The 19,657-nt window shown below is 70.2% G+C and carries 16 protein-coding genes and 4 pseudogenes; 9 read left to right on the top strand and 11 right to left on the bottom strand.

Features of this window, described 5'->3' with window-relative positions:
- The first annotated feature begins 146 nt into the window (after nt 1-146).
- Nucleotides 147-626: a copper chaperone PCu(A)C gene (locus tag ACWD01_RS34050; protein ID WP_451167403.1), complete on the top strand. Its 480-nt coding sequence runs from the start codon at nt 147-149 to the stop codon at nt 624-626.
- Nucleotides 627-717: 91 nt separating this feature from the next.
- On the opposite strand, the gene ACWD01_RS34045 is transcribed toward ACWD01_RS34050, so the two are convergent.
- From ACWD01_RS34045 to ACWD01_RS34030, 4 genes are all read right to left on the bottom strand, one after another.
- The gene (locus tag ACWD01_RS34045; RefSeq protein WP_451167401.1) at nt 718-1,596 is read right to left on the bottom strand and encodes a F510_1955 family glycosylhydrolase; all 879 of its coding nucleotides are present in this window, start codon (nt 1,594-1,596) and stop codon (nt 718-720) included.
- Nucleotides 1,597-1,855: 259 nt separating this feature from the next.
- Nucleotides 1,856-2,179 carry a cytochrome c biogenesis CcdA family protein gene (locus ACWD01_RS34040; protein ID WP_451167400.1) on the bottom strand — a complete coding sequence of 108 codons (324 nt, stop codon included), beginning with the start codon at nt 2,177-2,179 and terminating at the stop codon, nt 1,856-1,858.
- Nucleotides 2,180-2,232: 53 nt separating this feature from the next.
- On the bottom strand, nt 2,233-3,213 hold the full coding sequence (locus ACWD01_RS34035) for a M56 family metallopeptidase (RefSeq protein WP_451167398.1): 981 nt from the start codon (nt 3,211-3,213) through the stop codon (nt 2,233-2,235).
- Entirely contained in the window at nt 3,210-3,584 is a 375-nt protein-coding gene (locus tag ACWD01_RS34030; RefSeq protein WP_451167397.1) for a BlaI/MecI/CopY family transcriptional regulator, read from the bottom strand. Before ACWD01_RS34030 ends, ACWD01_RS34035 begins: the two co-directional genes overlap by 4 nt.
- A 717-nt stretch (nt 3,585-4,301) precedes the next feature.
- On the opposite strand from ACWD01_RS34030, the gene ACWD01_RS34025 reads away from it, so the two are divergent.
- Nucleotides 4,302-4,880 (top strand): Type-2Aa cytolytic delta-endotoxin, encoded by a 579-nt coding sequence (locus ACWD01_RS34025; protein ID WP_451167395.1) that lies wholly within the window; start codon nt 4,302-4,304, stop codon nt 4,878-4,880.
- A gap of 303 nt (nt 4,881-5,183) precedes the next feature.
- Here the strand turns inward: ACWD01_RS34025 and ACWD01_RS34020 are convergent, their stop codons facing one another.
- Genes ACWD01_RS34020 through ACWD01_RS34010 form a run of 3 tightly spaced genes read right to left on the bottom strand, consistent with a single transcriptional unit; the run spans nt 5,184 to nt 9,538 of the window.
- Nucleotides 5,184-6,788, bottom strand: coding sequence for a nickel/cobalt transporter (locus tag ACWD01_RS34020; protein ID WP_451167393.1), 1,605 nt, complete (start codon nt 6,786-6,788; stop codon nt 5,184-5,186).
- Nucleotides 6,789-6,791: 3 nt separating this feature from the next.
- Nucleotides 6,792-8,045, bottom strand: a complete 1,254-nt coding sequence (locus tag ACWD01_RS34015) for a tetratricopeptide repeat protein (protein WP_451167391.1) — start codon at nt 8,043-8,045, stop codon at nt 6,792-6,794.
- A gap of 5 nt (nt 8,046-8,050) precedes the next feature.
- Entirely contained in the window at nt 8,051-9,538 is a 1,488-nt protein-coding gene (locus ACWD01_RS34010) for a DUF4331 domain-containing protein (protein ID WP_451167390.1), read from the bottom strand.
- Between the two features lie 298 nt (nt 9,539-9,836).
- Between ACWD01_RS34010 and ACWD01_RS34005 the strand changes: the two genes are divergently transcribed.
- Both ACWD01_RS34005 and ACWD01_RS34000 read left to right on the top strand, forming a co-directional pair.
- The gene (locus ACWD01_RS34005) at nt 9,837-10,532 is read left to right on the top strand and encodes a hypothetical protein (protein ID WP_451167388.1); all 696 of its coding nucleotides are present in this window, start codon (nt 9,837-9,839) and stop codon (nt 10,530-10,532) included.
- Between the two features lie 397 nt (nt 10,533-10,929).
- Nucleotides 10,930-11,160, top strand: a pseudogene (locus tag ACWD01_RS34000) (MarR family transcriptional regulator); the annotation flags it as partial.
- A 78-nt stretch (nt 11,161-11,238) separates the two neighbouring features.
- Here ACWD01_RS34000 and ACWD01_RS33995 read toward each other — a convergent pair.
- Nucleotides 11,239-11,655, bottom strand: coding sequence for an ATP-binding protein (locus tag ACWD01_RS33995; protein ID WP_451167387.1), 417 nt, complete (start codon nt 11,653-11,655; stop codon nt 11,239-11,241).
- Nucleotides 11,656-12,523: 868 nt separating this feature from the next.
- Between ACWD01_RS33995 and ACWD01_RS33990 the strand changes: the two genes are divergently transcribed.
- Nucleotides 12,524-12,862, top strand: a complete 339-nt coding sequence (locus ACWD01_RS33990; RefSeq protein WP_451167386.1) for a MerR family transcriptional regulator — start codon at nt 12,524-12,526, stop codon at nt 12,860-12,862.
- A 401-nt stretch (nt 12,863-13,263) separates the two neighbouring features.
- Here the strand turns inward: ACWD01_RS33990 and ACWD01_RS33985 are convergent.
- Nucleotides 13,264-14,289 (bottom strand): annotated as a pseudogene (locus ACWD01_RS33985) (LamG-like jellyroll fold domain-containing protein); the annotation flags it as partial.
- A 1-nt stretch (nt 14,290) separates the two neighbouring features.
- On the opposite strand from ACWD01_RS33985, the pseudogene ACWD01_RS33980 reads away from it, so the two are divergent.
- Nucleotides 14,291-14,902 (top strand): annotated as a pseudogene (locus ACWD01_RS33980) (MGH1-like glycoside hydrolase domain-containing protein); the annotation flags it as partial.
- Between the two features lie 341 nt (nt 14,903-15,243).
- Here the strand turns inward: ACWD01_RS33980 and ACWD01_RS33975 are convergent.
- Nucleotides 15,244-15,516 (bottom strand): hypothetical protein, encoded by a 273-nt coding sequence (locus ACWD01_RS33975; RefSeq protein WP_451167384.1) that lies wholly within the window; start codon nt 15,514-15,516, stop codon nt 15,244-15,246.
- Nucleotides 15,517-15,560: 44 nt separating this feature from the next.
- Between ACWD01_RS33975 and ACWD01_RS33970 the strand changes: the two genes are divergently transcribed.
- Together ACWD01_RS33970 and ACWD01_RS33965 are read left to right on the top strand one after the other, a co-directional pair.
- On the top strand, nt 15,561-16,082 hold the full coding sequence (locus tag ACWD01_RS33970; RefSeq protein WP_451167382.1) for a GNAT family N-acetyltransferase: 522 nt from the start codon (nt 15,561-15,563) through the stop codon (nt 16,080-16,082).
- 415 nt (nt 16,083-16,497) lie between these two features.
- The gene (locus tag ACWD01_RS33965; protein ID WP_451167380.1) at nt 16,498-17,142 is read left to right on the top strand and encodes a LysE family translocator; all 645 of its coding nucleotides are present in this window, start codon (nt 16,498-16,500) and stop codon (nt 17,140-17,142) included.
- Between the two features lie 958 nt (nt 17,143-18,100).
- On the opposite strand, the gene ACWD01_RS33960 is transcribed toward ACWD01_RS33965, so the two are convergent.
- Complete coding sequence (locus tag ACWD01_RS33960) at nt 18,101-18,337, bottom strand: XRE family transcriptional regulator (RefSeq protein WP_451167378.1); 237 nt, start codon at nt 18,335-18,337, stop codon at nt 18,101-18,103.
- 1,137 nt (nt 18,338-19,474) lie between these two features.
- Between ACWD01_RS33960 and ACWD01_RS33955 the strand changes: the two are divergent.
- Nucleotides 19,475-19,657: pseudogene (locus ACWD01_RS33955) on the top strand (S8 family peptidase); the annotation flags it as partial.

The raw sequence follows: 19,657 nt of genomic DNA, 5'->3' as shown, positions 1-19,657 counted from the left end.
GCCGCGGTCTCTGGCGGGGCACACAGAGAGATGCGTACCTCCGTGAAGCCCCTACGACCGAGCGAGAGATTCCCGTGGCCTTGAGAGAACACGTTCCCCACCGCCGGCGCAGAGCGGCCGCAGCCGCCCTGGTGGCCGGATGCCTCATGGCCGCCACCGGCTGCGGTGCCACTCAGGACGAGTACAACCCGCCGGGCGCCAACGCCCGCATCGGCTCGATGCTCATCCGCTACGCCCACATCGCCGAACCCACCGACGGGCCGTGGGAGCCGGGAGACAATGCCCCGCTGTACGTGTGGCTGTTCAACCAGGGCCAACGCTCCGACAGGCTGCTCGGCGCCGAAACGACGATCGCGCGCTCCGTCGACATCGTCACCGCCGCGGGCGACACCCGCGGCCCGGTGGACGTGCCGACCGGCAAACTGCTCGCGCTCAACGACGAGCAGCCGCATCTGCTCCTGCGCGGGCTCCGTGAGCAACTGCGCGGCGGCGACTTCGCCTGGGTGACCCTGCGCTTCGAACGGGCCGGCGAGGTAGCCCTCCAGGTCCACGCGCAGCTGCCGACCTACGAGGAGAAGGACGCCACCAAGGCCCCCGGCCTCACCCCGCCCTCGCCCAGCCCCTGAGGGTTCCCGGTGACGCCTTCCCCGATGCTGTGGCGGCACGAGTACGTGGCCGGGATGCCCGTGGCGCGCTGAGCCGCGTCGCCCGCCTGGTTCAGTGACCGGCCGCCGGGGTGACCGGCACGCGCTCGGTGAAGGTCCTGCCGCCGTCGCGGGTCTCGTAGACGCCGTCCTGGGTGGCGGCCAGCACACGGTCGGCGCTGACCGCGGTGAGCGCCTGGGGCTGCCCGCCGGGCACGGTTCCCATCTTCTTCCAGGTCTTGCCGCTGTCGGTGCTGCGGTGCAGTGCGCCGGTCGGATCGATGCCGTAGAGGGCGTCGGGCCCGGCCCAGGAGAGGTAGGCCATCACCGGTTCGGCGCCGGGGCCGAACGTCTTGCCGCCGTCGGTGCTCTTCGCGACGCCCGCCTGTGTGGTGGCCAGTACGAGGTCGGGGTCGTCGGGGCTGACGGCGATGTCGAGGGCGGTGAGCTCGGCGCGGTCGTCCCACGTCTTGCCGTCCTTGCTGACGCGGAGCAGGCCGTTGGTGCTGTCGTATCCGTAGACCGTGTTGTGGGCGTACTCCAGGGCGTGGAAGTCGGCCTCGCCGCCGAGGGAGAGGGTCTTCCAGGTCTTGCCGGAGTCGGTGGACTCGATCAGGCCGCGGTTGGCGTGGTCGCCGCCGCCCGGTGCGGGGTGGCCGCTGCCGAGGAAGGTGTTGGGGCCTTTCACGGTGAAGCCCATGTAGTCGGCGGTGTCGCCGGCCCGCTTCGTGGAGCCGTCGTCCTCGACGGCGATGACGCCCTCGTGGGTGGCGACGTACAGCAGGCCGTCGGCCGGGTCGATGCCGAGCCCGTGGATGTGGCTGACGGCCACCCCGGCCTCCGGTGATTCCTCGGGCGGGGTGTCGGCGTTTCCACCGCAGGCGGTCAGGGCGGCCGCAAGCACGGCCGCTATCGCGGCCACGGCGGGGCGGGGGCGGAAGCGGAACGTCATGGGAGATGTCCTTGTCGAGGGGGAAGCGGACGGTGTGGCATGGGCGACGCCGCCCGGCTGTTCTGCACTCCGCGCAGGGGAGCCGGATCCGTCACGTCCATAACCTATGCGCTTTCGGAGTTCCTGTCCGGTGGCTACGGCACCGTCGGCCGGTCTGCGCCTGGCTGCCCGATCCGCCGCGCGGCGAGCACCGGACGCATCGTGACTCCACCCGTATGAACGATCCGGGTGCTCTGGTTCGCTGCGGGCGCGCATGCCGTTACAGGGGAAGTTCATAGCCGCTGATCCAGGTCTGCATGTGGTAGATCATCAGAGTCCACAGGCCCGAGACCTGGGCGATACCGACGACCAACAGCAGGGCTCCGCCGACGCGCAGCACCGTACGGGTGTGGCGGTGGGCAAATTCGAACGCCCGCAGGGACTTTCCGAGGGCGAGGGTGAACACCAGGAACGGTACGCCGACGCCGACGGCGTAGAGGAAGGCCAGGAAGGCGCCGCGCCCCGCCGAGCCGGTGGTCAGGGACAGCGAGAGCACGGCGGCGAGGGTCGGGCCGATACAGGGGGTCCAGCCGATGCCGAACATCACGCCCGAGCGGGGGCGAAGCTACCAGATGCCCGGACCCGGGCCCTCGGGTCTCACGCGAGACGCTCCTCACCGGCGACGGGGAGATCGGGGAGTGGGCAGGTCCTCATGCTGGTCGCTGCCACTGCGGGCTGGGCGGCCAGGGCCAGCGGCAGTGCCAGCACCGCGCCCGCCGCCAGCGCTCCGGTCCAGACGACTGCCCGGCGCAGTGGCCGGGGCGGACCGAGGAGCCGTCGTACCCGGCCGGCGACTTGACCACCGGAGGCCGCCAGTGAAGCGGCCGGCACGCCGGCCCCGGCCAGCTCGACCAGGGCCCCGGCCAGGGTGAGGGAATCGGTACGGGCCGTCGCCTCGTCGTCGGCGGCCATCTCCACCAGCCGCCGTGTCTCCTCCGCCGCGGTACGGAACAGCACCACCTTCGGGAAAGCCCGCTCCAATGCCTCCGCGTAGGCCAGGACCAGGTGGTGCCGCTGACGGATGTGCGCCCGCTCGTGGGCGATCACCGCGTCCAGTGCGCGAGGATCCAGGGCGGCGAGGGCCGCCGAGGTCAGCACGATCCGGTGTCCGGTGCCTGGCAGGCAGTACACCGCCGGACGGTCATCCTCGAGCACCGTCACCCCCAGACCGGGATGCGCGCGACCGACCATCGCCAGCACTTCGGCGTGCCGACGGCGCTCCCGCCGTGCCTGCCACAGAGACGCCCCCAGGCACCAGCCGGCACGGCCCACCACGGCCAAGGCCAGGACCGTGCCGGTGGCGGCCGCCACGGCGCCGCCCGGTGTGGCGTACTGGGCGCGCAGCGCCATCACGCACGCGTGGAGCATGTCCGCCAGGTTGCCGCTGACCGGCATTGTCGGCACGGCCAGGACGAGCCCGGCCAGCACGACCGAGACGACGAGCGTGGCCGTGACCGCCTGCCAGGCCCAGATCGCCAGCCGCGGCGCCCGCACCGCCCAACCCGTACGGATCAGCAGCACCGGTGCAAGGATGCCGACCAGGCCCGCGTACCCGAGCAGCAGGATCGCGGCCCTCACGAACCGCTTCCCTCACGGCGCGCCGCGAGCGCCGCCCGCAACTCGGCGACCTCGGCCTCCTCCAGCCCGTCGAACAGCCGTACCAGCGTCGCGGTACGGTCCGCACCGGTCGCCCACACCTGGTCGATCAGCGACGCCGCGTACTCCTCACGGTCCTTCGTCGCCCGGTAGCGGAAGGCCCGACCGTCCTTCGCCCGGGACAGCCAGCCCTTGCGGTGCAGGATCTCCATCACCGTCTGCACCGTGTTGTACGCCAGTGGCTGCGACCGGTCGCCGTTGAGCCGCTCCAGCACCTCGCGCACCGGCAGTGGTGCGTCCGCGGACCACACCACGTCCATGATCGCCTGTTCGAGCTCGCCAAAGCCCCGCATCCCGGCCGCCTCCCTGATGAAAACCTAAGCGCCATAGTACGTGCCACGTACTTCGGTGCCGGGGTGGTCGCATCGACGACCATGGGGGCAAATCTCACTGTCCGGCGGTGAGGAGTCGGCTACTCCTCCAGGTCGATCCTGCGTTGCGGGTATTCCTCGCGACCGATTTCGCCGGCGGCGTACTGGCGGCGCAGTTCCTCTTGGGCATGAGCGTGGCGACTGGGCAGTTCGAGTCCCGCGCGGGCCTCGGGGAAGGCCTTTGGACGACAGCGTCTCGTGTGCCGTTACGGCGTGCCCGGGTGGACCGGGACATGTCACCGCTTCACGCGGCTGCGCACGGCGAGGATGGCAAGCCCGAGGAGAGTCGGCTCGACGAGGCGGGCAGTCACCGCGGGCCCGCGTCCACCACCTCTCGGTACGCGGCGAGGACCCGATCCGCATGCTGTCCGCGCCGATCCCGGCCACGGCGTACGCCCTCGGCTGCCTGCGGCGCCTTTGTCTACGGTCGTGGCCGTGGCCGTGGCCGCAGTCGTCGCGGTGTCGCCACCGGCATCGGTGCCGTGGCCGGAAGGCCGTTCGTTCTCACCCCCGGTGGGCAACGGCCAGGAACCGGTGGGGCGGTGGACGCCGTCCGCATGGCGGATCGGGGGTCCTGCCCGGCCGGCACGGTCGGCATACTGGCCGCTCTTGATCACCACTGCACCCGCAGGAGGAAACATGGCCGCCAGTTTCAGAACCGTCGTCGAGGTGGGCGCGGATCACGTCGAACAGGCCCGGGCCATCGACCGGTTGTTCCAGGACGCGATCGCTCCCGCGACCGTGAACTTCGGCTTCGGGCACATCAGGGAGGCGGCCGCCGCCGTGCCCGGCAGTGAGATCGTGCGGATGGTGCGCGGCTGGAGGCTCCAGGAGAACGCCCCCGTCATGGTCATGGTGCTGTCGCTGAAGGAGGCGGTGCGGCAGGCTGTGCCGCCGGAGTTGGCCGACGCGGGCTTCTGGGAGACCGTCGAGCAGGAACTGCTCCGCGCCTTCACCGGGCTCGCCGCGCAGGAGGGCACGCCGGGGCTGTCGTACTACGAGGAGGGCGCGGACCGCACGAGTTACTACCGGGACCTGTTCTTCGCCGTGCAGGACGCGGAGACCGGCGAGCACGTGTACGCGATCGTCTGCTGCATCGATGTGACCCTCGGCGTGGACAAGGCCCGGGCCGGCGTCCTGGAGGCCACAGACGTGGTGCCGTTCTCGATCCTGCTCAACGCGATCGTGCTGCGCCAGGAACTGTCACTCGCGGCCTGACCTCGACGCGTGTCGGCCCGCCGTCCCGGGCCGTTCCCTCCGGGCCTGGACGCGACGCCGCTCCTCGCCCTCGAGTTCGCCTCCGTGCTCACGCCGGTCTGGAGCCTGCCGGCGTCGCACCGTCCGGCCTCCCGCCGTGTGCTGCTGCCCGCATGCCGCCCATGTCACTGCTGACTCTTACTGCGGGCCTGAGCGGCTTCTCATCGTGGTGCCTGCGGAACCGGGCCCCGAGCGGTCCTCACTCGGCAGGTGGACGGGACTCACAGCTTCCGACGGCAGGACAGCGCGACGGCCGTGGTGGGTTCAGAGGGTGACGATGCTTCGCAGCGTAAGGCTGATGCCCACGGTGAGGACGGCGAGTGCGGTGAGGATCGCCGCGTAGCGGGTGTAGCGGCGCAGGGAGGGAAGGCGGCGTTCGCTCAGCGCGGCGAGTCGGCTTCCGCCGCCGGAGAGCAGTAGACCGGCGGCGGTCAGGGTGAGGGCCATGCCGAGGCCGTAGGCGACGACGAGCAGGACGCCGAAGAATGTCCGGCTCAGCGCGATGGCGCCGAGCAGGACGACGAGGGCCGACGGGCTGGGCACCAGACCGGCCGCGAGTCCTACGCCGAGGAGCGCCGGGAGGCCGGTGCGGCGCGGCTTCTCTTTCTCGTGGGAGTCGGTCTCGTGGGCGTGGCCGCCGTTGCCGTGTGAGGGGCCGGTCGCGTGCCGGTGTTCATGACCGTGGGGGTGGCCAAGACGGCGGCCGTGCGTGTGAGTGTGTGCCGGAGTCTCGTGGTGTGCGTGCTCGTGGCTGTGTCCGTGGTGCCAGTGTGCCGGTGGGCGTCCCGTCCGCAGGGCCCGTACCGCCGTCACCGCCAGCACCATCCCCAGCACCACGATCGCCGCGCCGCTGACGGTCCCCAGCCATCCCAGTAGTTCCTCTCCGGCGAATCCGGCGCCCGTGGTGAGGATCAGGCCCATGGCCAGGACCCCGGCGGTGTGGGTGGCCGTGACTGTCGTCCCGACCGCGAGGGCGGCGCGGACGCCGCCTTTCCGGCGGGCCAGGCAGGCGGCGACGGCGAGTTTGGCGTGCCCGGGCAGTGCCGCGTGGCCCGCGCCCAGGAGCAGGGTCAGCAGGACGGCGAGGAGACCTACCGGCAGCGTGAGGTCCCGGCCCGCGGTCAGACCGGTGAGCCGGTGCTCCAGCGCCGGGAAGAGCACGGTGCCGCGGTCCACGGCCTGGACCGGTGGTTCCTCGTCCGGTTTTCCCGGCCCGGGGGCACCGGGAGCGGCCCCGCCCACCCCTGGTTGCGTACGCAGCTCCGCCCTGGCCACATCAAGCGGCTGTTCGCCCCCGGCTTGCGGGTAGTGGCGCAGCACATCGCTCGGGCTCTTGGAGGGAACGGACGACTCGGCCAGCCGTACGCGGTCGCCGGGGACGGCGGTGATCTCCTTCCAGCCGGTCCGTGTCGCATCCGCCCCCGAGGCGAAGGAGACGTCGGCGGACCGGGAGAGATCGGCGTAAGCCCGCAGGGTGCAGGTCAGCCGGGCGACGGGGACTCCCGCGGCTCCTTTCCCGTACGTCAGGGCGGAGCGGCCGACCGCCCAGGCGATTCGCTCGCCGTCCACTGAGATCCTGCTGCGGCCGGCGAGTCGGGCGCACCGCTCGGCCGCCCGGTCCGCTGCTTCCGCTGGTGAGATCGTCCCGTCGTGGTCGGTGTCCGTCGCTTCTTCGTCCTGTGCGGTGGGGATCTCCGCACTGTCGACGACGGCGGTGTCCTCGATTCGGTCGTGCGACAGCCGCAGTCCGTCGTAGTGGTTGATGCTGAAGTTGCCCAGCGGGTGGGCGTGGGCCGTCGTCACCGCGGTCAGGCCCGACAGCGCCATCAGGGTCGCCGCGACGGCCGCCGCGCGGCGTGGAAACTTCATCGACTACCTGTCCGGGTCGGGGCGGTGAGGGAAGAGGTGCGGGTTCAGGGCGACGGCCTCGCTCAGACGACGGGATCCATCGGGCATGGCGAGTGCCTGCTCGATCGCGCCCCGGTGGTGGAGGAACAGCGCGTTCTTCCAGCCCGTCGAGGCTGCCCGGCGTGCGTAGGCCAGGGCCTCGGTGCTCTGTCCCGCGCGGTGCAGCGCCCACCCGAGTGCGTCGGCGACGATGACGCTGCGGGCGTGTTCCCACGCTCTGCGCGCGAGGTCCACCGCGGTCTCCGGGTCGCCGTGATCGGCTGCGTAGAGGATGAGATGCGGGTCGACGGGGCCGCCGTCCGCGCGGACCATCCGTACCTGCGCCGACAAGGCGGCCCGTTCGCTCCCATGGCGGGGTTGCCCGGTCGCGTGTCGAAGCTCCAATGCCTCCAGCAGGAACTGTGGCAGCGGCGTCCGTTCGACGAGCCGTGCGTACAGCTCGAGTGCCTTACCGGTGTGCCCGCGTGCTGCGGTCACCCGGGCGATTCCGGCCTGCCCGTACGGATGGTCCGGCACGGCGGCCAAGGCGCGCCGGTAGCGCCGTTCCGCCTGGTCCACCTTCCCCCGGGACCAGGCCAGGTCGCCCATGCGGGCCTCGGCGAAGCCGCGTTCGTCCGGTGTGACCGCGCTGTCCACGGCTCGCTGGAGTGCGATGGCGGCGTCCTCGGGCCTGCCGCTGGTCTCCAGGTCGTACGCGGCGCGGCTGTAGGCGGCGGTGGCCGGGGCGATGTCGAGCATCCGCTGTACGGCTGCTCGCGCCTGCGGATAGTTCCCGAGCTGGATCTCGGCGTCCGCCAGTACGGCGTACCCGTCCGGCCGGTCGGGCGCCATCCGGGTGGCGCGCAGCCCGTACGCGCGGCCCTGGGTGAACTCGTGCCGGGCGTTGGCGAGCAGCCCCTGGCCCGTCACGGCCCCGTAGTTGTCCACGGCGTCGAGGGCCAGGGAGCGGCGCAGCGCCTTGTCGGCGGCGTCGAGCCGGCCCGCGTCGAGGGTGGTGCGGGCCTGTTCGATCTCGGCGCGTGCCAGGGCGGCCCAGGCGGCCGGGTCGTCGGGGTAGGCCTCAGTCGCCTCGCGGGCGGCGTCGACAGGGCCGTTGCCCGCGCCGTGGGCGCCCGCGGGGGCGGCGGTGGCCCGGGGCCGGGAGGTGTCGGGACCGAGGTGCAGAAGTCCGGCCACACACACGGCCACGGCCACCGCCCCGCCCACGGCGGCGATCACACGCCTCACGGGCCCGCGTGCGGGAGGTTGAGGTACGGGAAGACGGTCTGCGCGTCGGCGGGCTCCAGGCCGACGACCGGCTGCGGGAGCAGCCCCGCGGCGGACGGCCCGGCGGGCTCGCCCTCCAGCATCCGGATCAGCGGCCCGTCGATGTTGTCGTTGAGCCGCCGCCCGTTCGGGAAGCCCTGGAGATCTCCGTCGAGGACACCGTGTGCCTTCGGGCTGGTGGTGACCGGGGTGCTGAGGTTCAGGCGCAGTTGCTCGGCGAGCACGATGCGCTTCGGGTCGGCGTCGGCGTTCATCGTGTGAGTGTTGAGGTCGAAGCCGAACGTGGCTCCGTTGTCCTTGCCGATGCCCTTCATGAACAGCGCTTGGATGTCGTGGCGCGGTGTCGCGGGTGCTTTGCGGCCCTGGGCCCTCTCGATCCGGTGCGGCGGTACGGGGTCGAGGGTGGCGGCCAGGAAGTCGCTCTCCAGGTGGTCGTCCTTCGGTGCGCGGGCCTGGAGCCGGTCCTCGGGCCCGCCGGGCCTGGCCAGCCCGATGGTGGAGCCGAACAGCGCGAACGCGACATGCGGGGTGCCGTGCCGGGAGACCTGACGGAAGGTGGGGGCCTGCTCCGAGAGACTGCGCTCCAGGTTTGCGCCCTGCCGGGAGACGGACGCCCACACGCCGACGACCGGGTTGCGCTTCGGGTCGCCGTTCAGGGCGACCTCGCTCTTGGGCACTTGCAGGACCAGGCTGTTCACGTTCAGCGCCGACAGCGGCTGGGCATCGGGCAGCCATCCCGGTACAGGGCCGCGGGTGCCGACTGTGTACAGGCCGAAGACCTGGGTGTCGGCCTTGAACGATTCCGCCGCCTGCGTGGCCACGGTCTGCCCGCCGCCGGGGAGTTGGCGGATCGCCTGCGTCCGCAACGTGCCGTAGTCGGGCATCAGGGTCCGACCGGTGTGGGTGGGGGAGGCGATCGCGTCCTTGAGGAGCGTCTGTGTGGCGCCGCCCGCCCTGATCTTCTCCAGGGTGTACTTCTGGCGTACTCCGAGCGACCGGTCGTCGAGCGATTTCACCGGCAGAGGCCCGACCTTCGGCCCCGCTCCGAAGGGCCTGCGGTCCTCGTCCCGGAAGGTCCAGCGGTACGTGGTGTCGGGCGCCCCGTCACCATCGGCGTCCGCGTGGATCTCGTACCGCGCACCGGTCGCGAACGGGAAGTCCACCAGCGCGTTGGCCGCGGTCCCGGGCACCTGGAAGGGGCGGACGTTGGCGATGAGCGTGACCATGTCCGCGTTGTCCGGGCTGGTGAAGGCGTACACGTCGGTCAGGTCCGTCGGGGAGTCGAGCACGGTCGAGGGGGCGTCGATGTGCCCGCCTGCCTCGCTTGTGCCCGTGAACTGCCCGGACAGGGCGGCGGCGGTGAGTGCGAGGGTGGTGGCGGCGAGGACGGCAAGCCGCCGACGGGACAGTGAGGTGGATCCGGACGTACTTGGGGTTCCCGGCACGCGTGTCTCCAGGGCTGTGGGTGGGGGAGTCGCTACAGCCAACAGCGCATGTGATCTTGGAGTGACCGTTACGCGGCACACACCACTCGTCACGTCACTCTTTCCCCCCGAATGGCCCAACCAGCGGCCCTCCTCGTCGCAAAGTCACGCATCGGCGGACATACTCACTGCGAAGTCGATCTTGGACAGCGTCGTTGCCCGTCGTCGAACTCCGGTGTCGGACCACACTGTTGGGTATTCCCGGGATGAGCTCCGACGCCTTTCCCCAACCCTCACAGATTGGAAACGCTCTATGCGTATGCACGCACTCCGCCGTCTCACCGTCCTCGCCGCCGTGGCCGCGCTCTCCGTACCGCTCGGGCTGACCTCGTCAGGGGCGGCCGCCCAGCAGCCGGCCAGCAGCAGCAGGACGGCAGCCGCCGCCGAGCCGCTGCCGGGTGCCTACATCTCCCCGTGGGGCGACGCCCAGGTGGAGATTGGTGACGAGACTCTCGCCTGGATGGAGCGCGAGGGCATCACTGTGGAGGCCATCAGCCCGTTCGTGATGGACGCCGACGGCCGGGGCTTCAGCATGCCGATCGGTTCAACGGCCGGTGACGGCCTCGATTCCAAGGGACGCATCTTCTACCCCGGCGGCCTCAAGGTCCACCACCTCCGATCCGGCAAGACGATCACCCTGAAGTCCACGTTCATCCGCGTCATGCCGACGCCCGCCTACTCCGCAGGCGTGTCGATCGACGGCAAGGCGCTCCTTGAGGAAGTAGTGATCGCCGAGTCCACCTACAGTGAGGTCATGGCCGGCGCCCGCCCCAGCACCACGGGCTTCCGCATCAAGAAGGCGCCGTTCTACGTCACCCAGGAAGCTGCAAACCTCTTCGCGGCGGGCACCGGAGCCACACCCCCGCGCGTCGGCAGCCTCTTCGGCACGCTCACGCCCAACTTCGACTACATCCCGGGCACCGCGAAGCCGCCGACGTTCCCGACCTTCCCGTAACTCCGCGCAGTATCCGAAGGGCCAGGCCGACACCTCACGCGGCCCGGCTCCTGGCGGTGCTGGGCAGTCAGCTCTTCCGCCCCACCGAGGCGCTCGGCGGGCGGAAGAGCTGTTCGGCACCTGGACCTGCGGCAAGAGGACCGGACGGCCTGCTACGGGTGCCACAGCGGATCCGATGCCCGTCCCGGTCGACCTTCATGCTGTCCTCGGCCGGGTCTGTCCTCGGTGCGACTGCGCAGCCTTCCGTCGGTCGAGCCGTCTCCAGGCCTTGGGGGCGATCAGGAGGCCGATGTCCGTGAACTGCCGGGTTCCGCCGGGCGGGTACAACCCGGTTCGTACGCGCGTCCGTTGAGCACCGCGACGGTACTCCTCGACGGGTCAGCGGCCGCACGATACTGACGATCTGGCGGCGGAGGCCGAGGTGCTCCTGGAGCGCGGATGGCTGGACCGGGACGCCGAGGACCGGCTCCGGCTCACCGAGGAGGGGGAGCGGGCACGCGTCGACCTCGCGCGCAACGCCCCCGCGATCCGCGCCGTCCTCCACGCGGGCATCGACGACGCGGACTACGTCACCACGGCGAAGGTGCTCCAGCAGTCGATCCACAACGCGGGCGGGACGGCCGCCTGACACACCGAAGAGTTCTGCTGATCGCCACGGGGCGTGCCTCGACACCACCCGGTACTGGACGGCTCTTCGGTTCGCGAATCAGCGCGGGAGCTGGGCGTGGATGGTCTTGCCGGGTGCGGGAGTGCGTGTGATGGCCAGATGGCTGGTGAGGCGACGGATCATGTGCCAGCCGAAGCCGCCTTGGGCACCTGTCAGGTCCGGCGTGCGCCCGCGGGGAAGCGCGGGGCTGGGGTCGCTGACCGAGGCGGTCACGGTGTGGGGGTCGGCGGAGAGCTGGAGGGTGTACCGGCCGCCGCCGTGGCGCAGCGCGTTGGTGACGAGTTCGCAGACCACCAGGGCGAGGGTGTCGGTCAGGGCCTGGTCGGCCGGCGGATGGAGCCGGGCGGTGAAGGCGCGGGCGGCTTCGCGGGCCCGGCGGATACCGGCAGCGCCGGCGCCCCGCACCATGGTCGGCGCGGGCGTTTCGGGGGCCGGGGTGGTGTCTGTGCTGTCCATGTGCGCTCCCACCTGTGTCGGGGTGTCCGCTTTTGCGTTGCCATGCCTGGTGCCCGATGTGTGCGCTCTCACGCCCGCAGTGTGTTCACAAACGCGACGTTCCAGCCGCATGGATGACAGATGGCCAGGCTCGCCGCTCCGCGAGGAGAGCCGACCTGCAGAGCCCCGGCGGCCGTCGAGACGGCCCCGGACCGGCCCGTCCTCACGACCTCGGAGGAGGCGGCAGCGGGCCGGTCGAGGGTCATTGACTCACTGCCGAGCACACATGGAAATCTATGTTGGCGAGAGTAGACATTGAGTGGTCGTGTAGTTATGGTTTCTCTCGTAGCCCAGAGAGACCGCACGGCCTGGCAGAGACGTAGTGCCGGGCAAGTGCAGTTCGCAGTGCCCAGCAGCGAAGACAGTGAGCAGCACCTCGGTGAAGGCGTCGGCTGCGGACGCGCGCACCGGGCAGTTCGGCAGTGGGGTTCCAAGCCAGGGCAGACGCAGGACGGGCGACGGGACGGCTGCCGAAGAGTGGCGCTGTCGCAGGCCACGAAGTGGTTCGCATTACCAGCAGTAGAGCAGTACCAGCGGTACACAGTTCTGGCAATCAGTGATCACAGAGGGAAGAACGGAGGAACCCGCGCCATCAGGATCGCCCGGGCAGAAGCCTTGAGCCCGGGTACCGCAGGACATCGACAGCGAGGTGGTCTCCGGTCAAGCAACCGCGATCCCCGCACCCCGACAGCATCTCGATCGGGTAAGCGGAAAAAGAAGGCCGGCACGGTCCCAAGGCCGGTAGATGGTGTAGCAGTTCCTTCGGGGCCCTGGTGCCAATCCGCACCGGGGCCCCTCCAACGTCCACCGTCCACCACAGAGAGGTGCAATGACAGCAGACGACTCGTACGGCCGTCTCGATGACGACGATTACCCCGCATACACGATGGGCAGGGCCGCCGACATGCTCGGCACCACGCAGAGTTTCCTCCGCGCCGTCGGAGACGCCCGCCTGATCACCCCGCTGCGCTCCGCGGGCGGCCACCGCCGTTACTCCCGCTACCAGCTGCGCATCGCCGCCCGTGCCCGGGAGTTCGTCGATCAGGGCATCCCCATCGAGGCCGCCTGCCGCATCATCATCCTCGAGGACCAGCTCGAGGAAGCCCAGCGCATCAACGCCGAGTACCGCCGCACTGCCGGATCGGCCAACCCCGCGGCCGCTGCCTGAAACGGTGCACGCCCGCCGGATCCAAGGCAGCTTGCGGCGTACGCGCTCATCGGGAACGACGGGTCGGGCTACCGCCGGCGTCCTGTCCCGCGCGGGATCGTTGGATCTCTGCCCGGGTCAACTGGTGGGAACTGTCGGTGAGAACGGGGCCGGCAAGAGTCCGCGCTCCGCCGGCGCAGACGGCGCTGACACCGGCGCGCACAGGCCGGCAGCACGGTGCGGGAGATCGACAGCAGGTCCCGTGAGCTCGACCTCTACCAGAGCGGTCTGTCCGCCCGACAGATTGCTTTCTCCCGATCGCGGCACCGGCGGCGAGATGAGCGCGTCGGCCGGCACGGGTGGGGCGCGACACCCGCCACCCGGCCTCCGTGCGTGTCACGTCACCGCCGGTGGCGTCTACCTCATCGCACCTCCCGCGCGTACGGCACCACGGTGATCCGGTCGATCAGTGGCGCGTAGCCGGAGCGGAGCGGTACGTCGGGGAAGGTGTCCGAGGCGTAGGTGGTGCCGTCGAAGTTCGGCAGTTCCTCGGAGCGGAACGTGATGCTGTTCTGTCCCTTCTTGAGGCGTACGGGGACGGTGAGTACCCAGAAGTCGTTCTGGTGGAAGGTGTGCGGGAAGCCGACGCGTCGTGTCTCTCCGCCGTTGACGCTGATGTCGGCGTGGCGGGCGAGCGGGTCCGGGTTGTAGTGGGTGGCCTCGGCCTGTTCGGGGTTGGAGCAGCGGATGCGCAGCGCGTACGGGCCGGTTCGGTCGGCGGTGACGGTGAACGTGGCGGTGTTGCCGTTGCCGGGCTCGCCGCCGATTCCTGTGATCGCCGTGCCGGAGGTGGCCGAAGAGAGCGGGGTGAGCGCGGCGGAGCCTGCGAGCTCGGCGTCGCCGGCCTCGTACGTACGTGCCTCGAGGGCGCCTTCGGTGGGCGTGACGGTGAGGCGGTCGACGAGGGTGGAGGCCGAACCGCCGCTCAGGGTCACCTTGTTGACGCCGCCCGAGAGGGAGACCGCCGCGCCGCGCCTGTTCTGGTCCAGGCTGAGGACGTCGTGTCCGTTGACGGAGAGTCGAGCGTGTGCGGCGCCGAGGGTATCGACCTTGAGGGTGGCCTCTCGGTCGGTCGCCGAATAGACCCAGAAGAAGGCGGTCTGGCCCTTCCTGAGCTCGGCCGCGCCCGAACCCGTGGCCGGGGCACCGGCTTGCTTCGGCAGCTCGTAGACAGGACGTGCCCCGCCGCTCAGCCAGGCCAGCTCGCCTTCATACACCTGGGTGTTTGCCGAGTTCTCGGCGAGGGTGAGGGTGAGCCGGTCGACGATGGCGTCGCCCTTCGTGGCACGTGTGCCGTCGGCGCTCTGCGCCGAGAGCGTCAGGCTGTGCCTGCCCTTGGTGAGACGGACCTCGGTGTCGGTGTGGTCCCAGACCACCCACTTGTAGCCCTTCGACCCCGAATGCCAGGTCGTCACCGCCGACCTGGCGGCCTTCCTCATCCTGCAACTGCACGAACTCGCCGCCCTGGCAGCCAACTTGAACCGACCGGACGAGGCCGGCCACTGGACACGGGCCGCAGAGGCGACCCAGACGGCGATGCTCGACCAGCTCTGGACCGACGGCCGCTTCGTCGTCCGGGGAGTCGACACCGGGCACACCTGGTACAGCTCCAGCCTCCTCGACCTGATGCCCATCGTGCTGGGCGAACACCTGCCGGACGATGTCAGCGGCGTACTGGCCGCCCGCATCGAGCCCCACCTGACCCCCTACGGCCTCGCCACCGAACTCCCCACCTCACCGCACTACCTCTCCGACGGCTACTGGCGCGGCCCCATATGGGCCCCCGCCACGGTCCTCATCGAGGACGGCCTGCGCCGCGCCGGCCACCATCGGCTGGCGGACGAGATCAGCGCCCGCTTCCGCACCCTGTGCGAGACCCACGGCTTCGCCGAGAACTTCGACGCCCTGACCGGAACGGGCCTGCGGGACCGTGCCTACACCTGGACCGCCAGCAGCTACCTCCTCCTCGCCGAAGCTCACGTACACGGAGGCGGCCACTGAGGGCGGCAGAGACTGATCGACAGCGCACAACCCGGCACGGGCGCCCTCGTCCCATCCCGGCACGGAGATCCCGGGTTCCGACTCGGCAGAGTCGGAACCCTTCTGATCTGTATGTGTGCCGGATCAGACGTGACGGGGGCTGCTGGTGAGGAGCCACCTCGGCTGTGTGCGAGCCGACCCTCTCACTCGCCTACGGTGGCGCTCCTTTGGTGCGGCTACGTCATGTCCGCGCAGTGTGCCCTGCGTGGACAACTCGGCCGCGCTGCGCCCCGCTCCCCGCCGGATGGTCGGAGTGTGCCTCGTGTCCGGCCCCCCCCCGCGACGTTCATCGAGGACGCCTGTCAACGGGCAGTGGCCGGCGCTCTCGTGGAGCTGTCCGGGAAGGAGACCAGGGCATGAGGATCCGATGGCGGCCGCGGAAACCCGTCGCGGACGATCCGCGGCATCCGCCTCCTCGACTTGGTGAGGACCAGCCCCCCGAGCTCATCGCCGCTGCCTTCGGTATGGCCCCGCAGGCCACCCTGATCCATCTTGCCGACCACGTCGATCCCGGAAGACTGCCGACCCTGCAGAAACCGCTGGCGCAGCACCACGCAGAAGGTGAGGATGAACAACCGGTGTCCGGCACTTGACGGAGGGAACCGGCATGGTCGGTCGGGTGGAAGTGCAGCAGGTGGACGAGGAAAGCCTCGAAGAACTCCTCGCGGTGGCCGTCGAGGACGCAGCACCCGAAGAGGCGATGCCTCCCGTGGCCTGCCCACCAGGATGGACGACGGAACGCCAGGAAGCCTTCCGGCACTGGCACCGGGCTCGACGTCCCGGACTTACCGGTCCGCTCCGCGAGTCCACATTCGCGATCAACCACAACGGGAAGATCGTGGGGTCGGCCCGTCTGGCTCTCCGCGACCGCCATGACGTCCTCGAAGCCGGTATGTGGCTCGGCCGTTCACATCGCGGACGCGGAATCGGCACCGCCGCTCTCCGGATCCTCCTCGACGAAGCCGCGAAAGCCGGCGCTCGGGCCGTAGTCGCGGACACAAAGACGTACAACACGGCGGCACTTGGCGTCTTGCGCCGCAATGGTGCAACGCTCGTAGCAAGCCAGGACACCGTCGAAATCCACGCTGAGCTGATTCCGAGGGAGACGCTGCCGCCTTCGCCCTCCACCGCGAAGTCGTGAAGCTTCGGCAGGACCTGGCACAGGTGGGAAAGCCTGTCCGTGGGCGTCCCGGCCGGCCCAAGACGAGAGCGTAACGTCAGGTCAGGGCAACCTGGTCAGTGGTCGACGCAGTCTGTGACGGGCGTGTGAGAGCGGCGTTCGACGAGGAGCCCCGCAGGACGAGGTCGCGTTCCGTGCGTCTGTGACGTCTACTTCCGGGACTGTCCGGCCGATCACTCCGGGGGCGTCGACGGGTTCATGGGGCAGTCGTTGAAGTCGCCGGCCGGCTGGAGCCAGGGTGCGCGGAGACGCCGAACGGCAGGGCCGTATCCTCAGGAAGGCGACGCAGGCACTGCCGATGCGTCGCAGCCGCCCGTCGCCGGCGGGCGCCGCCTGCGCCGGGTACCGGATACCCGGCTGGATCGGGAGTTGACCAGTGATCAGCCTGGCCGCAGTGGGGGGAGTGGCCCTGGTCGAATTGGGCATGGCCCTGACTCCCGGACCGAACATGATCCACCTCGCCTCCCGCGCGATCACCCAGGGCCGCAGGGCGGGCCTGGTCAGCCTGAGCGGGACCGCCGTGGGATTCGTGTGCTATCTGCTGGCCGCGGCCGCCGGCCTGTCCGCGTTGTTCGCCGCCGTGCCGCTGGCCTTCACGGTGGTCAAACTCGCCGGGGCCGCCTACCTGGCCTATCTGGCCTGGGACATGCTCAGGCCCGGTGGCCGTTCACCCTTCGCTCCGTCCCAGGACCTGCCTCCTGTCTCTGACGCGCGCCTGTTCTCGATGGGGCTCCTGACCAACCTGCTCAACCCCAAGATCGCTCTCATGTACGCCGCTCTTCTGCCCCAGTTCATGGATCCGCAGGCGGGTCCGGCCTGGGCGCAACTGCTGCAGCTCGGTGGTGTGCAGATCATCGTGGGGATCACCGTGAATGCTCTGATCATGCTGGGAGCAGCACGGGTGTCGGGGTTTCTGGCTGCCCGGCCCCGCGTGATGACCGCTCAGCGGTTTGCGGCAGGCGGCCTGCTCGGTGTCTTCGCGCTGCGCACAGCCCTGTCCCGTACGCCTGCTTCGGCCTGAGCCATGCACGTGCGCCTGAAGACCGGTGCTGCTGTGACCGGCCGGACACGTCCTGAAGAAACCCGGAACCTGCCCGCAACCCTGCCCGCAACCCTGCCGGGAACGCGCACCGGGCCGAGTGGGACTCGGCTTCCGCCATCTCCCGGACAGCGGAATTCGTCCCGCTCGCTCTCCTGCGGTACCAGTTCGTGGATGGGGGAGTAGAGGCCGTCCTGCTTGTCGAGCCGTCGGGCGGGCTCATCCGGGCATCGCGCTCCACCTGCGGGTCAGGACCTGGCCGGCTTCCTTCCGACTCCCGGTCCGTCCCACGACCCGCATCCCGGTGCCGGCCCTCCTGCTGGTGCCACTCGTCGCGGTTGCGTTCCCACATCGGTGCCATGCCATACGGATAACCGCGAACGCTGCGCCGTGAACGTCCAGCCGCCCCGGTCCTCGCGACAGCGGTAACGGACGGTGGGCCTTCTACGTGTTCTCTTCTCCGCCTGCTGACCACGCGCAGCGATGACCGCTGAAGGAAGCAGAAGGGCAGGCCTGATCACCCAGGAGCCGACCCGCACCGAGCTCGACCATCCCGTCCAGGACGTCGAACCCCGCCCCGACACCGCTGCCTTCGCCGCTGACCCGTTCCGAGAAGAGGTGCACGTCGGAACCGAACGCCGAGAAAGACGCCGTCACGCGCGCAGTGCGCAAGAAAACGGAATGAGACCGAAGGCGCCGACGAAGACTACTGCCGACGCCGGCCCGCACTACCCTTCCGTTGGGGAAGGACCGCGGGGAAAGGACCGCCCCGGCCGAAGTTCTGGGTGGTCTGCCGGCGGCCTGCCGGGCAGGGCGGGGACGACGGTGCCGTGGGCGTTGCGCGGGGTGCACAGGCGTTCCTCGTACCGGTTCAGCGCGAGTGTCCGCCCGAGGAAGGAAGGCGGCCGGCAGTACCGCGAACACTGCCATGGGCGGCAGATCAGGCCCGCGCGTCGGCGGGGACCTGCGCCGCGCGAAGAACTTCGGGCAGGGGTAAGCCGAGGGCGCCCGCGAGTGCGGCGAGCTCCTGTTCTGTGGGATGGACCGGGCCGCCGGCGCCGTCCATGGCGAACGCCCTGATCCGGGGCGTGCGGATCCCGGTCCGGTTGGCGAGGGTTTGGGCGCTCAGGTGCCGGCGCCGCATGGTCGTCTGCAGGAGTTCTCCGAGCTCAGCCATTCACCTCGTCTGCCCCCTACCGTTCCCCTCATGCCGCCGGTTGAGTCCCGCATTCGTGTCTGCGTGATCGCTACCACGATTGGGTACTGGGGCGACATGTTCAGGCATCGGCGTGTGCGAGTTGTGGCCGTCCTGCTGACCGGCTGGGTGGTGCTGACGGCCGTGGAGCGGTGGGTGGAGCGGGCCCCGTGGCTCAGTGCGGTGCCGGCTGGTCTGCTGTGGTCGTGCGTGGTGGCAGGAGCCTGGTGGTTCGCTGAGTGGACGCAGTTGACGCGGGCCGCAGCGCACCGTGAATACGACGGCTCCGGCCGGCCCCGCGGCGAAGAATCCAGGTGCGCGCCTACGAAAGAGAGTCCGGCGTCGCGGTGAGCACTGAGTTGGACATCCTCGCGACCTTTGCGAGTACCGACGATCTGCGGTAGCTGCACTGCGGCTTGCCCGGTGGCGGCCGGCAGTGGGTATCGCCGGCAGCTCAGCGACACGCAGTTGGTGACGTAGGCGACACGCGGCTTCGCTCCCGGGCACGCTGACTGCACCATGCCCGGCATGGAATCCACATTGACGCCGGCGAAGCGGCGCTCGCGCAGATGGGCGCGACGTTGCTCGCTACGGCCAGCCGCCCGGACTCCGGCTGATCCACTCCGATGCGGTCGCTCTCACCTGCCGTAGGCGTAGCCGCACGACGTCGACCGTCCTCTTCCGTGCGCGACTGTTCGCGGTACGGACCAACCAGGGCGTCGAGGAGAGGGGAGAACGCTCGCAGTCCGGCTCGAACAAGCCGATTCGCCACAGCTCACCTACCGCCGGCGCACCCGCTGCGTCCCTCCCCTCGCGGCGGTTCGCGCGGTGCTGATCGTCCGGTGCGCAAACGGCGCGAGTGTTCCCGCACCTTCCCGTTCCACGCGGACACGGGTGGAGGATTCACAGCTCCTCACTCGAAATTTCTTGTAAGTGCAGGGATCGCGGCCGGAGTCGGCCTTGGTACGGGCTGGCTGGTTATTGCGTTGAACGGCAGCTGATCAAGCAGTGGAGCGCATGAAATCAATGGCATGAGTGCATCAATGAGTCACCTTTGAAGGCCGGAGACGCTCCGGCCGAGGGTCCACCCCCCAGAGCCTGACGAGGAGACCCCACTCGATGGCAACTCACAAGCGTGCGAGCAGGATCAAGCTCACGGCCGCCATCACCGCAGTGGCCGCCGCAGCAGGCGTCACTCTGATCAACGCGTCCTTCGCCGGAGCGGCCGCTCCGGCCGAGGGCAAGATCTACGGCGCGAACGCCGAAGGCGCCGTCGCCGGCAGCTACATCGTCATGCTGGAC

It is taken from the genome of Streptomyces sp. NPDC002835, assembly GCF_053591995.1.
The sequence above is the reverse complement of the archived record's forward strand: the minus strand, read 5'-3'. Positions and strand labels throughout refer to the sequence as shown.